Origin of the sequence: Pseudomonas sp. SJZ080, from assembly GCF_007828295.1 — a bacterium.
Classification (GTDB): domain Bacteria; phylum Pseudomonadota; class Gammaproteobacteria; order Pseudomonadales; family Pseudomonadaceae; genus Aquipseudomonas; species Aquipseudomonas migulae_A.
Window position 1 is genome coordinate 26,063 of record NZ_VIUK01000030.1, and the last position, 13,754, is coordinate 39,816.

The following is a 13,754-nucleotide window of genomic DNA, read 5'->3' on the forward strand; positions in this document are numbered from 1 at the left end:
AAGCAGCCCTGCCTCAAGGGCTGGCAAAAAATCGCAGGCAAAAAAACAAAATCGGCACGTCGATTGCTATTGTTAATATCGTATACGAAATCCCCAATACGATATCTAACAGCACTTTCCGATCACGAGGCCTCTATGAAAAACCCCGCATTTGCCGTAGCCCTCAGCGCTGTGCTCAGTACCTCCTTCATTGCCTCCGCGCACGCGGACAAGCTCGACGACATTATCGGTTCAGGCAAGCTGCGCTGCGCCGTGACCCTGGACTTCCCCCCCATGGGTTTCCGCGATGCCAGCAACGCTCCCGCCGGTTTCGACGTGGACTATTGCAACGACCTGGCGAAGATCCTGGGGGTCGAGGCCGAAGTGGTGGAGACGCCGTTCCCGGACCGTATTCCGGCACTGGTCTCCGGGCGGGCCGACGTGATCGTCGCCTCGACCTCCGATACCCTCGAACGGGCCAAGACCGTTGGCCTGACCGTGCCGTACTTCGCCTTCCAGATGGTCGTGCTGACCCGCGACAACACGGGCATCAACAGCTTCAACGACATCAAGGGCAAAGCACTGGGCAACACCAGCGGCACCTTTGAAGCCATCGCACTGGAGGGTGATGTGAAGAAATGGGGCAGCGGCACCTTCCGCGCCTACCAGTCACAAAACGACACGCTTCTGGCTGTGGCCCAGGGTCACATCGACGCCACGGTGGTCACCAATACCGTGGCCGCCGCGACGATCAAGTCAGGCAAATACAAAAACCTGAAAATCGCCGGCAACGCGCCTTACACCATCGACTATGTGTCACTGGGCGCCAAGCGCAATGAGTACGGCCTGCTCAACTACCTCAACCTGTTCGTCAACCAGCAGGTGCGCAGCGGTCGCTACAACGAGTTGTTCACCAAATGGGTCGGCACTGAAATCCCGCCGACTGACCTGACCGTGCCAAAGGTCTACTACTAAAGTGTCCGGCATGCCTGGGTCCACTGCTCTCATCGGTCGTAACCTGGTCCCGGGCTCCGCCCAGGGCGCGCTGCTGTTTGCCGATGTCGGGCTGAGCTTCTGGGGCGGCGTCGACCCTTACACGGGTGAAGTCATCGACCGTCATCATCCGCTCAGCGGCTTACACCTGGCCGGTCGTGTACTGGCCATTCCCAGTGGTCGCGGTTCGTGTACCGGCAGCAGCGTGCTGATGGAGTTGATCAGCAACGGTCATGCACCGGCCGCTTTGGTACTGGCCGAAGCCGATGAGATCCTGACCTTGGGCGTGCTGGTGGCACAGACCATTTTCGAGCGTTCCCTGCCGGTGCTGTGCATCGGCCGGGAGGCCTTCGCTACGTTGCGCGGCAAAGCCTTCGCCCGAGTCGAAGGCACCTCGCTGGCGATGTTCGATCACGTGCCCATCGATGACTGGCAGCCAACCGAAACACTGATGCACACAGGCGAAACCAACGAGTCGATTGAGCTCACCGGGTTCGACCGTTCGCTGCTCGAAGGCGAACATGGCAAAGCCGCGCAGATGGCCATGCAGATTGTCCTGCGCATGGCCGAACTGCAAGGCGCCCACCAACTGGTGGATATCTCTCAGGCCCACATCGACGGTTGTATTTACACGGGACCTGCAAGCCTGCGCTTTGCCGAACAACTGGTGCACTGGGGCGCAAAGGTTCGCGTGCCCACCACCCTCAATTCAATTTCCGTGGACCAGCGCCGCTGGCGAGAGTTGGGCATCGACCCGTTGTTCGGCGAACCGGCCAGTGCCTTGGGCGATGCCTACATGGCGATGGGTGCGCAGCTCAGTTTCACCTGCGCCCCCTACTTGCTCGACAGCGCTCCGAAGGCCGGCGAGCAAATCGTCTGGGCTGAATCCAACGCGGTGGTCTACGCCAACAGCGTGCTCGGTGCGCGCACGTTGAAGTACCCGGATTACCTGGATATCTGCATCGCCCTGACCGGCCGCGCGCCCCTGATCGGTTGTCATCTGGAGGCATCACGCAAAGCCCGCCTGCGCGTTGAATTACCGGAATTGGGCGAACTCGACGATGCGTTTTACCCTTTGCTTGGCTACCACATCGGCGCCCTCGCGGGCAGCCGGATCCCGCTGGTGTTCGGGCTGGAACAGTACCAGCCAGGCCTCGACGATCTGAAAGCCTTCGGCGCGGCGTTTGCCACCACGTCGGCCGCGCCGTTGTTTCATATCGCCGGGGTCACACCCGAAGCACTCGACTCGACACAGGTGCTGGAACCGGATGCCCGTGTGCCTGTGGAAACGATCCGCCTGCAGGACCTGCTGTTCAGTTGGCGTGAACTCAACAGCGCCCGCGATAAACACGTGGATGTGGTTTCGTTGGGCAACCCGCACTTCTCGCTCAGCGAGTTCGCTCACCTGGCCCGTTTGTGCCGCGGCCGGCACAAACACCCCGAGGTGGTGCTCGCCATCACGTGCGGTCGGACGGTGCTGGAGCAGGCCCGTGACGCCGGGCACATCGGTGTGATTGAAGCCTTCGGCGCCACCCTGGTGACCGACACCTGCTGGTGCATGCTCGGCGAGCCGGTGATTCCGCCGGCGGCCACCACGTTAATGACCAACTCGGGCAAATACGCCCATTACGCACCCGGCCTGGTGGGGCGCAAGGTGCACTTCGCCAGCCTCGCCGAGTGCGTCGACGCGGCCTGCACCGCCAGTGCCAGCGGACGCCTGCCAACCTGGTTGCAACCTGCCTTGCTGATGGAGAGCCACGCGCATGTTTGATTACACCTTCCAATGGCGCGCGACCCTGCGCGCCTTGCCGGACATGCTCGCCGGCGCCTGGGTCACGTTCGAGACCGCGGCGCTGTCGATGATTTTCGGCGTACTGATCGCCCTGGCCCTGACGGTGATGCGCGAAACCAGACATCCGCTGCTGCGCGGCATCGGCAACGGCTGGGTGTCGATTGCCCGTAATACCCCGTCGCTGTTCCAGATCTACATCCTGTACTTCGGCCTCGGCTCAATGGGCCTGCACGTCAGCTCCTGGCTCGCGCTGTTGGCCGGGATCACCTTCAACAATGCCGGCTATCTCGCGGAAAACTTTCGCGGCGGGCTCAAGGCGGTGCCCGACACGCAAGTGCGGGCCGCACGCTCGCTGGGCATGAGTGCCTTCCAGGCCTACCGGATGATCATCGTTCCGCAGCTGTTGCGAATCGTGTTCTACCCGCTGAGCAACCAGATGGTCTGGGCGGTGTTGATGACGTCGCTGGGAGTGATTGTCGGGCTCAACAACGACCTGACCGGCGTCACCCAGGACTACAACGTCAAGACCTTCCGCACCTTCGAATATTTCACCATCGCGGCGGTGCTGTATTACCTGATTGCCAAGGCGATCGTCGCGACGGCCCGGCTGATGGCCTGGCGGCTGTTCCGTTACTGAGGACGTGACTATGTTTTCCACCGGTTTTTCCTGGAACGACCTGTTGTTCCTGCTCAACGGCGCCTGGGTCACGTTGCAACTGACCTGCTGGGCGATCCTGCTCGGCACGTTCGCCGGGCTGCTGTTCGGCCTGCTGCGTGCGTTGTTGCCACGAGCCAGCCTGCCGCTGGCGTGGGTGCTGGACGTGTTTCGCAGCGTGCCGTTGCTGATCCAGTTCGTGTTGTTCAACTCGCTCAAGAGCATCGTCGGCCTGAACATCAGCGCGTTCAGCGTCGGCTGCATCGTGCTCGGGGTTTACGCCGCCGCGTACTTCACCGAGATCGTGCGCGGCGGCGTGTTGTCGGTATCGCTGCCCCTTCGCCGGGCCAGCCGATCGCTGGGCCTGAGTTTCTTCCAGGACCTGCGCTGGATCGTCCTGCCGATGGCCTCACGGGTGGCCTTTCCCGGCTGGCTGAACCTGGTGCTCGGCGTAATGAAAGACACCGCGCTGGTGATGTGGATCGGCATCGTCGAACTGCTGCGCGCCTCGCAAACCATCGTGACCCGCATTCAGGAGCCGCTGCTGGTGCTGTGCATCGCGGGCCTTATCTACTACGTCATGAGCCTGGTGGTCGCACGCCTCGGCGCTCGTCTGGAAAGAAGGTGGCAAGAAAATGATTGAGATCGACAACGTACACAAATCCTTCGGCGACCTCGATGTGGTCAAGGGCGTCAGCCTGACGGTAAACAAGGGTGAGGTGGTGTCCATCATCGGTGGCTCGGGCTCCGGAAAATCGACGCTGCTGATGTGCATCAATGGCCTTGAGCCGATCCAGAAAGGCAACATCCGGGTGGATGGCGTCGAGGTGCACCACCGCACCACCGACCTCAACCGCCTGCGGCAGAAGATCGGCATCGTGTTCCAGCAATGGAATGCCTTTCCACACCTGACTGTGCTGGAAAACGTGATGCTCGCTCCGCGTAAAGTCCTCGGCAAGAGCAAGGCCGAAGCGGAGGCACTGGCCGTGCAACAACTGACTCACGTTGGCCTGGGTGACAAGCTCAAGGTGTTCCCCGGCAAACTCTCGGGCGGCCAGCAACAACGCATGGCCATCGCCCGCGCCCTGGCCATGTCACCGGACTACATGCTGTTCGACGAAGCCACCTCGGCCCTCGATCCACAGTTGGTCGGCGAAGTGCTGGACACCATGCGCATGCTCGCCGAAGACGGTATGACCATGGTGCTGGTGACGCACGAGATCCGCTTCGCCCGGGACGTCTCCGACCGCGTGGCGTTCTTTCGCAACGGCCTGGTGCACGAGATCGGCTCGCCGGATCAGGTGATCGGTAATCCGGTACAGGCGGAAACCGCGGCGTTTCTGAAATCGGTGAAATAACGGATGGCCCCTTCGCGGGCAAGCCCGCTCTCACATTGGCCTGGGTTGAGCCCCGATTTTATGTACGCCGCCAAACCCTGTGGGAGCGGGCTTGCCCGCGAAGGGGCCCGAACAGACAAAACAAGGAGCAAACCATGCGCTCATCGAAAGTCATTCATGTGGTCAGCTGCCACGCCGAAGGTGAAGTCGGCGACGTGATTGTCGGCGGGGTCGCACCACCGCCCGGCGCCACAGTCTGGGAACAATCACGCTGGATCGCCAGGGATGAAACCCTGCGCAACTTCGTGCTCAACGAGCCGCGTGGCGGAGTGTTCCGCCACGTCAACCTGCTGGTGCCGGCCAAGGACCCGCGGGCACAGATGGCCTGGATCATCATGGAACCGGCGGATACCCCGCCGATGTCCGGCTCCAACTCATTGTGCGTGGTCACCGTGTTGCTCGACACCGGTATTGTGCCGATGACCGAGCCGCAAACCCGGTTGGTGCTCGAAGCCCCCGGCGGGCTGATCGAAGCCGTGGCCGATTGCCGTGACGGCAAAGTCGAACGGGTGGAAATCAAAAACGTGCCGTCCTTCGCCGATCGCCTCGACGCGTGGATCGAAGTAGAAAGTGTCGGCACGCTCAAGGTCGATACCGCCTATGGCGGAGACAGCTTTGTGATCGCCGATGCCAAGGAACTGGGCTTTTCAATCAGCCCCGATGAGGCCGCCGACCTGGTGGAGGTCGGGTTGAAAATCACCCGTGCCGCCAACGAGCAATTGGGCTTTGTACATCCTTTGAACCCTGAGTGGTCACACATTTCCTTTTGCCAGATCGCAGCGCCCATCGTCTACGAGAACGGCATCGCCACCGGTGCTAATGCGGTGGTGATTCAACCGGGCAAGATCGACCGCTCGCCTACCGGCACTGGCTGCTCCGCGCGCATGGCCGTGTTGCAAGCCAAGGGTTTGATGCAGGCCGGAGACCGTTTTATCGGTCGCTCGATCATTGGCTCCGAATTCCACTGCCGGATTGACTCACTGACCGAAGTGGCCGGACGCGCCGCTATCTACCCCTGCATTTCCGGCCGTGCCTGGATCACCGGCACCCATCAATTGCTGCTCGATCCAAGCGATCCATGGCCACAAGGCTATCGGTTGTCAGACACCTGGCCCGGTGCCTGAACGCTGAATCCCTGCCCTCCCCGGACCAACGGCTGACAAAAACCCTTCAAACCTGAAAAAAGCACTAGCCGATTCTTTTCATTTTAAATATCGTATACGAAATACAATAAACAACCCGGAGGTAACAATGAGCAAGCGAATTAACTGGAGTGGCGTCTTCCCCGCGGTGACCACTCAATTCAACGATGACTTCTCGATCAACCTGGACAAAACCCATCAGGTGATTTCCAACGTGATTCGCGACGGCGTTTCGGGCCTGGTGGTTTGCGGCTCGGTAGGCGAAAACACTTCGTTGACCGCTGCAGAAAAAATCGCCGTCACTGAAGTCGCAGTCGATGCCTCTCGCGGTCGCGTGCCGGTGATTTGCGGCGTGGCCGAGTTCACCAGTGTGGAAGCGGCCAAGGTCGCCAACGCAGTCCGCAAGGTCGGTGTCGATGGCGTCATGCTGATGCCGGCGCTGGTCTACGGTTCCAAGCCGTTCGAAACCGCCGAGCATTACCGCTACGTGGCGAAAAATGCCGACGTACCGCTGATGGTCTACAACAACCCGCCGATCTACAAAAACGACGTGACCCCGGACATCCTGATTGCCCTGGCCGACTGCGATAACGTGGTGTGCTTCAAGGATTCGTCTGGCGACACCCGCCGCTTCATCGACATTCGCAATGAAGTGGGTGACCGTTTCGTATTGTTCGCCGGCCTTGACGACGTGGTGCTGGAAAGCCTCGCCGTGGGGGCTGAAGGCTGGGTGTCGGGCATGTCCAACGTGTTCCCGAAAGAAGGCGAAACCATCTTCCGACTGGCCAAGGCCGGACGCTATGCCGAAGCCATGCCGATCTATGAATGGCTGATGCCGATCCTGCACCTCGACGCCCGGGCCGACCTGGTGCAATGCATCAAGCTCTGCGAAGCCATCGCCGGTCGTGGCAGTGCCCTGACCCGTCCGCCACGCCTGGCCCTGCCGGAAGCCGACCGGGTTTTCGTCGAACAGATCATGGCCAAGGCCTTGGCCAACCGTCCGTCGTTGCCGGACGTCGGTCTCTGAGTGATTGCCGGGCGGGTCTTTGCGGACCCGGCCCGGCTGCCTGTTTTTGCGCCCTTACAGGAAACGCCAGCATGCCTGATGCTCAACACACGCAAAGCGCAACCACACCCTCGGGACTCAAGCGTGTCGTGGCCGCCGCCATGGCCGGCACCGTCGCCGAGTGGTATGAATTCTTTCTTTATGGCACCGCGTCGGCACTGGTCTTCGGCCAGTTGTTCTTCCGCCAGACCGACAGCCCCATCGACGGCATCATCGCCGCCTTCGCCCTGTACGCCGTGGGCTTTCTCGCCCGCCCGCTGGGCGGCCTGGTGTTCGGTCACTATGGCGACAAATACGGCCGCAAGCGCCTGCTGCAACTGAGCCTGGTGGTGGTCGGCGTTACCACATTCCTGATGGGTTGCCTGCCCGGCTTCAACCAGATCGGCTATGCCGCACCGGTGTTGCTGGTGCTCCTGCGGCTGATCCAGGGTTTCGCCTTTGGCGGCGAATGGGGCGGTGCGATTCTGCTGGTGTCCGAGCATTGCCCGGACAATCGCCGAGGTTTCTGGGCCAGTTGGCCGCAAGCCGGTGTGCCGGCCGGCAACCTGGTGGCGACGGTTGCGCTGTTGCTGTTGTCGTCGAACCTGTCGGAGGAGCAATTCCTCGCCTGGGGCTGGCGCGTGGCGTTCTGGTTCTCGGCCATCGTGGTACTGATCGGCTACTGGATTCGCACCAGCGTCGATGACGCGCCGATTTTCAAGGAAGCCCAGGCCCGTCAGGCGCAAACCAAACAACTGCAACTGGGCGTGGTGGAAGTGCTGCGTCACCACTGGCGTTCGGTACTGGTCGGTATCGGTGCGCGGTTTGCCGAAAACATCCTCTACTACACCGTCGTGACCTTCTCGATTACCTACCTGAAACTGGTGGTGCACAAAGACACTTCCGAAATTCTGTTGCTGATGTTCGGTGCCCACCTGCTGCACTTTTTCATGATTCCGCTGATGGGGTATCTGTCGGATCTGGTCGGGCGCAAACCGGTGTACCTGACAGGCGCTGTACTCACGGCATTCTGGGGGTTCATCGGTTTCCCGATGATGGACACCGGCAACAACTGGCTGATCATGGCTGCCATCACTCTGGGCCTGGCCATCGAGTCGATGACCTATGCGCCCTACTCGGCGCTGATGGCCGAAATGTTCCCGACCCACGTGCGCTACACCGCGTTGTCCCTGTGCTATCAGGTGGCGCCCATCTTCGCCGGCTCACTCGCGCCACTGATCGCGATCACCTTGCTCAACAAGTACCACAGCTCCACGCCGATTGCGTTCTACCTGGTCGCTGCGTCGCTGATCTCCATCATCGCGGTCGGTCTGACCCGTGAGACGCGTGGCAAGTCGTTGCATCTGGTGGACAGCGAATCTGCCGCGCGCATCGCCGCCCTGAACGACGCCGAACCGGTGGCCGCACGCCGCAGCAATTCGCTGGCCTGACACGGTCCCTTGTAGGAGCCGGCTTGCTGGCTCCTACAGGTCCTCTACATACCAAACGGAGTTTTCCATGCCCGAGATCATCGGCCACAACTACATCGGCGGTGCGCGCAGTGCAGTCGGCAAGGTCACCGTGCGTAGCCACGACGCCAGTACCGGAGAGGCGCTGCCCTACGCGTTCATGCAGGCCACCGTCGAAGAAGTCGACGCAGCCGCCCAGGCCGCCGCGACCGCCTACCCGACCTTTCGCACTTTGCCGGCCAGTCGCCGCGCGGAGTTTCTCGAGGCCATTGCCACGCAACTGGAAGCGTTGGGCGATGAATTCGTCGCCCTGGTCACCCGCGAGACGGCGTTGCCGAACGGACGCATTCTGGGTGAGCGCACGCGCACCAGCAGTCAGATGCGCCTGTTTGCACACGTCCTGCGACGCGGCGATTTTTATGCCGCGCGCATCGACCGAGCCTTGCCCGAGCGCCAGCCACTGCCACGGGTCGATCTGCGCCAATACCGGATCGGCATCGGTCCGGTCGCGGTGTTCGGAGCGAGCAATTTCCCGCTGGCATTCTCAACCGCCGGTGGCGATACCGCTGCTGCGTTGGCCGCCGGTTGTCCGGTGGTGTTCAAGGCCCACAGCGGGCATATGGCAACCGCTGAGCAAGTAGCCAACGCGATCATGCGGGCCGCCGAGCAAACCGGTATGCCCAAGGGTGTGTTCAACATGATCTACGGCGCGGGCGTCGGCGAAGCGCTGGTCAAGCATCCGGCCATCCAGGCCGTTGGCTTTACCGGCTCACTCAAGGGTGGACGCGCGCTGTGCGACATGGCCGCGGCACGACCGCAGCCGATTCCAGTGTTCGCCGAAATGAGCAGCATCAATCCAGTGGTGGTATTGCCCGAAGCGCTGCAAGTGCGGGGCGAGAAAATTGCCAGCGAACTCGCCGCCTCCGTGGTGCTCGGCTGCGGCCAGTTCTGCACTAACCCGGGGCTGGTGATCGGTATTCGCTCGCCAGCGTTCAGCACCTTTACCACATTGCTGAGCGCCTTGATGGCCGAGCAACCGGGGCAGACCATGCTCAACCTCGGCACGCTCGACAGCTACGCCAACGGTGTTCAGGCGCTGCACGCGCACCCGAAAATCACTCACCTGGCCGGCGACGATCAACAAGGTAAACAGGCGCAGCCGCAACTGTTCAAGGCTGACGTCAGCCTGTTGCTCGATGGCGATCCGCTGTTGCAGGAAGAAGTGTTCGGCCCGGCGACAGTGTTGGTGGAAGTGGCCGACAAAGCCGAACTGCAACGGGCACTTCAACACTTGCACGGACAGCTCACGGCCACACTGATTGCCGAAGCCGGCGACCTGAAAAATCACCCTGAGCTGTTACCACTGCTGGAACAAAAAGCCGGCCGGGTGTTGTTCAACGGTTACCCGACCGGCGTCGAAGTCTGCGATGCGATGGTGCATGGCGGGCCGTATCCGGCCACCTCAGATGCGCGCGGCACCTCGGTCGGCAGCCTGGCCATCGAGCGTTTCCTGCGCCCGGTGTGCTACCAGAACTGTCCCGACGCGCTCTTGCCCGACCCGCTGAAAAATGCGAACCCGCTGGGCATCGCTCGCCTGGTCGATGGCAGCAATCAACACGCCCCGCTGTAAAAAAAACGCCACTGGTTTACCGGTGGCGCCTTCTTTCACTCATCCCAGCAACGCGTTCAGGTCGTTGTACAACGCTTCGGGAATCTCCACACCTTCCACCAGGCTACGCGCTCGCGCCGCATAGCGCCGTTGCGATGGCAACCGTGCGCCCTGCCCTTGAATGCTCTGGAACAAGACTTCGGCACGGGCCAGGTGCTGCTCGGTGGCTTCACCGAGAAAACGTCGTGGATCAAGGGCGATGATCAGCTCGCCGTGGTACGGCGACGACTTGCTGCCGGCGTCGTAAGCCAATGACTCGGCACTGGTCAGGTCACCGATCAACGGCCCGGCGATCAACTCCACCATGGCGGCCAGTGCCGAACCTTTGTGCCCACCGAACGTCAGCATCGCGCCCGCATCGAGCACCACATTGGCATCGGTGCTTGGCTGACCCTGCGCGTCCACGCCCCAGCCCTCGGGAATCGCTTTGCCGGCACGCCGGTGCAACTCGATATCGCCACGGGCAATCGCGCTGGTGGCGAAGTCAAACACAAACGGATCCTTGCCCGCGCGAGGCCACCCGAACGCAATGGGATTGGTGCCGAACACCGGCTGGCTGCCGCCTGCTGGCGCCACCCAGGCATGACTGGGATTGCAGGCCAGCGCCACGAGGCCGGCGGCCGTCAGTTGTTCGATCTCGACCCACAGCGCAGAGAAATGCACACAGCGATTGATTGCCAGCGCAGCGATACCGTTTGCCCGGGTTTTCTGCGCCAACAACGGCAGCCCTGCCTGGAACGCCAATTGTGAAAAACCACCCGCCGCCTCCACGCGCACAATCGAAGGCGCTTGATCAATGATCTGCGGCTCGGCATCGGCCACCACTTTGCCGGCCCTGAGCGAGTTGACGCAGCCCAGAATCCGGTACAAACCATGGGAGGCGCAGCCATCGCGCTCGCCGGCAATCACTGTGGCGGTCACCGCTTGAGCGTGGGCAAGGTTGAAACCGTTGTGCAGCAAAATCGATTCGGCCAGCTCGCGAGCTTCGGCCAGGGACAATCGGATCATAATCACCTCCTTGAACAGACCGCCCAGCCTGGCCCACTCCAGCTGTCACGGCTTGATCGCTTTAAGCCAAGGTGATGACGAATTCGGCACATAGCATCGATGGCTATCCAGATTCGGGTTCGCCCGACCGCATCGCCCATCATTCAGCTCAAAATGACAAAAAAAACAAAAAACCCAGGTAAATCTACCCCTAACCCGTTGTTTTACCGTAGCCTCGATCCCAATCTGAACGCCAATCATGAACCCTGCACACGGCCGTTGACTGTTTCCCCATGCGCAAACTTCTGTACCTGACCTTCTCCATGGCATTGATTGCCGCCCTGACAACCTACGCCATGTGGGCCGCGGACCGTCCGGTGGGTCATTACCTGTCGGACCTGCGTATCGATCTCGCCATCGATCAGGGCACACCTGCCGATCGCGGCAACCTGCTGGGCATCCAGCCGGAGCTGTTTCCCACCGACTATCAAAGCGCCGAACGCCTGCACCGAAAACTCGCGGCCTATCTGCAGAAAGCCCAGGAACAGGGCCTGTTGAATGAAAAAACCATCGTCGTGCTGCCCGAACATGTCGGCACCTGGTTGATGGTCAGTGGCGAAAAAGACGAGCTGTACCAGGCCAACACCATCAAGGAAGCCATGAACTGGCTGGCGGTGAGCAATCCCTTGCAGTTCGTTCGTGCCCTGATCAGTGCCAAGGGCGACAACCGCCTGGACGATGCGCACCTGCGCATGAAAGCCAAAGGCATGGCCAAGGATTACCAGGCGCTGTTCGGTGGCCTGGCGAAAGAATTTCACGTGACACTGGTGGCGGGCTCCATCGTGTTGCCCGAGCCGAGCATCATCGACGGCACCCTGAAAATCGGTCGCGGTGCGCTGTACAACAGCAGCGTGGTGTTCGGTCGCGATGGTCTGCCGATTGGCCAGCCACAGCGCCAGATGCACCCGATTTTCGCCGAGCACGATGTGATCGAGGCCAATGGCGAACACACGCTCAACGTCGTCGATACTCCGGCCGGTCGTCTTGGCGTGCTGATCGGCAGCGACAGTTGGTACCCGGACAACTACCGCAAACTCGACGATCAGGGTGCTCAGCTGGTCGCGGTCCCGGCGTTCGTCAGTGGTCGCGATACCTGGGACAAGCCATGGCGCGGTTACAAAGGTTTGTCGACGCCCGGCTCCGTAAGTCTCAAAGCCGGCGAGCTCAGCGAAGGCCAGGCTTGGCATCGCCTTACACTCACCGCTCAACCGCCCAGCAGCCAGGCCATCGCCGGCATAAGTGTATTCCTGCGCGGGCAGTTCTGGGATCAGGGCAGCGCCGGGCAAAGTTTCCTCAGCAGCAACGGGCAGCATTTTGCCGGTGGCAATGTCCGTGGCGCGCGCCTGCTGAACCTCTGGTTGTAAGCCATGAAACCGTTGCCGGTGCGTCTGGGTGATTTGTCGGTAGGCTTTGTTCATAGCCTGGCCGATGCGGTGCGCAGCCATGACCTGGATCCTCAGCCCCTCCTCGATCAATATGGCCTCGACCCGGCTCGCTTGGGCGAAGCCTGCGCCCGGCTTTCGATCCCGCGCTACATGCGTCTTGGCCACGGCGCGATTCAACTGACCGGCAACCCGGCGCTGGGTTTGCGCATGGGCCAGCTCAGCCGCCTGAGCCAGGCCGGCCTGGCCGGGGTCACCGCTGCACAGGCGCCAACGGTACGGGAAGCGGCGCGCTGCCTGATTCGCTTCGAAGCGTTGTACGGTTCCAACTATCGCGGCCAATCGAGCTTTCACGAAGACCCCCGGGGTGCCTGGCTGCGGTTCTATTCCATCAGTCCTTACAACGCCTACAACCGCTTCGTGGTGGATTCGATCCTTGCCGGATGGTTGCAGCAATTGTCCAGCGTCAGCCCTGTTCCCTTGAGCGCCGAACGCATCGAAATCGAATTCGATGAACCGGATTACCGAGATGCGTATGCGGTATTGGGCGATTGCCCGATCCAGTTCGGCGCCGAACAGAACCAGCTGCGTCTGAGCCTGGCCAGCCTCGCCCAGCGCAACCCGCTGCACTGCCCCAGTACCTGGCGGCACCTGCTGCAACTGTGTGAACGGGAACTGGAACAGCTGACACGCACCCGCAGCCTGCGTGAACGCATCACTCAGTTGCTGGGGCCGTTGCTCAATGGTGGTCGGGAGCCCGACCTGGAAGAAGTGGCGGCACGCCTGAAGCTGCCTACCTGGACCTTGCGCCGCAAACTCGCCGAGGAAGGCACGCAATTTCGTGCAATTCTCAACGACACCCGTCGCGACCTGGCCATGACCTACATTCGCGATACCGAACTGGCGTTCGGGGAAATCGCTTACCTGCTGGGCTTTGCCTCAGCCGAAGCCTTTCAACGCGCTTTCAAACGCTGGAGCGGTCAGACCCCCGGCGAATTTCGCCGCAGTCACCGCCAATCAGCCTGACGCTTACAGCTCGGTAGCGTCTTCGGCTGGTTCCAGCGGGTCCAGTTCAAAGGCCTGGAACTCGAGCAGCTCTTCTTGATAATCGTCCATTTTGAATCCCCCATCGCTCATTGAAAAAACGCTTGAATAAATGACCTTCGCCTTGAGCATAAAGTGCC

General features: G+C 61.3%; 12 protein-coding genes. 11 read left to right on the forward strand and 1 reads right to left on the reverse strand.

Features of this window, described 5'->3' with window-relative positions; all coding sequences use genetic code 11:
- Positions 1-135 precede the first annotated feature (135 nt).
- The 9 genes from FBY04_RS28070 to FBY04_RS28110 all read left to right on the forward strand — a co-directional run bounded on the left by FBY04_RS28070 (position 136) and on the right by FBY04_RS28110 (position 10,102).
- A complete protein-coding gene (locus tag FBY04_RS28070; RefSeq protein ID WP_084319796.1) occupies positions 136-954 on the forward strand; it encodes a transporter substrate-binding domain-containing protein in 819 nt (272 codons plus the stop codon).
- 10 nt (positions 955-964) lie between these two features.
- Positions 965-2,743 carry an aconitase X gene (locus tag FBY04_RS28075; RefSeq protein WP_145318625.1) on the forward strand — a complete coding sequence of 593 codons (1,779 nt, stop codon included), beginning with the start codon at positions 965-967 and terminating at the stop codon, positions 2,741-2,743.
- Entirely contained in the window at positions 2,736-3,401 is a 666-nt protein-coding gene (locus FBY04_RS28080) for an amino acid ABC transporter permease (protein WP_084319793.1), read from the forward strand. Before FBY04_RS28075 ends, FBY04_RS28080 begins: the two co-directional genes overlap by 8 nt.
- A 10-nt stretch (positions 3,402-3,411) precedes the next feature.
- Positions 3,412-4,062, forward strand: coding sequence for an amino acid ABC transporter permease (locus tag FBY04_RS28085; RefSeq protein ID WP_084319792.1), 651 nt, complete (start codon positions 3,412-3,414; stop codon positions 4,060-4,062).
- Positions 4,055-4,777 carry an amino acid ABC transporter ATP-binding protein gene (locus FBY04_RS28090; protein WP_084319790.1) on the forward strand — a complete coding sequence of 241 codons (723 nt, stop codon included), beginning with the start codon at positions 4,055-4,057 and terminating at the stop codon, positions 4,775-4,777. Before FBY04_RS28085 ends, FBY04_RS28090 begins: the two co-directional genes overlap by 8 nt.
- A 134-nt stretch (positions 4,778-4,911) precedes the next feature.
- Positions 4,912-5,940: a proline racemase family protein gene (locus FBY04_RS28095; RefSeq protein ID WP_145318628.1), complete on the forward strand. Its 1,029-nt coding sequence runs from the start codon at positions 4,912-4,914 to the stop codon at positions 5,938-5,940.
- Positions 5,941-6,067: 127 nt separating this feature from the next.
- Entirely contained in the window at positions 6,068-6,985 is a 918-nt protein-coding gene (locus FBY04_RS28100) for a dihydrodipicolinate synthase family protein (RefSeq protein ID WP_084319786.1), read from the forward strand.
- 71 nt (positions 6,986-7,056) lie between these two features.
- Positions 7,057-8,454, forward strand: coding sequence for a fosfomycin efflux MFS transporter AbaF (gene abaF, locus FBY04_RS28105; RefSeq protein WP_145318631.1), 1,398 nt, complete (start codon positions 7,057-7,059; stop codon positions 8,452-8,454).
- A gap of 67 nt (positions 8,455-8,521) precedes the next feature.
- Entirely contained in the window at positions 8,522-10,102 is a 1,581-nt protein-coding gene (locus tag FBY04_RS28110) for an aldehyde dehydrogenase (NADP(+)) (RefSeq protein WP_145318634.1), read from the forward strand.
- Between the two features lie 39 nt (positions 10,103-10,141).
- Here FBY04_RS28110 and FBY04_RS28115 read toward each other — a convergent pair whose 3' ends face one another.
- On the reverse strand, positions 10,142-11,149 hold the full coding sequence (locus FBY04_RS28115) for an Ldh family oxidoreductase (RefSeq protein ID WP_084319781.1): 1,008 nt from the start codon (positions 11,147-11,149) through the stop codon (positions 10,142-10,144).
- A 272-nt stretch (positions 11,150-11,421) separates the two neighbouring features.
- On the opposite strand from FBY04_RS28115, the gene FBY04_RS28120 reads away from it, so the two are divergent.
- Positions 11,422-12,552, forward strand: a complete 1,131-nt coding sequence (locus tag FBY04_RS28120) for a carbon-nitrogen hydrolase family protein (protein WP_145318637.1) — start codon at positions 11,422-11,424, stop codon at positions 12,550-12,552.
- 3 nt (positions 12,553-12,555) lie between these two features.
- Complete coding sequence (locus FBY04_RS28125; protein WP_145318640.1) at positions 12,556-13,596, forward strand: AraC family transcriptional regulator; 1,041 nt, start codon at positions 12,556-12,558, stop codon at positions 13,594-13,596.
- Positions 13,597-13,754: the final 158 nt, after the last annotated feature.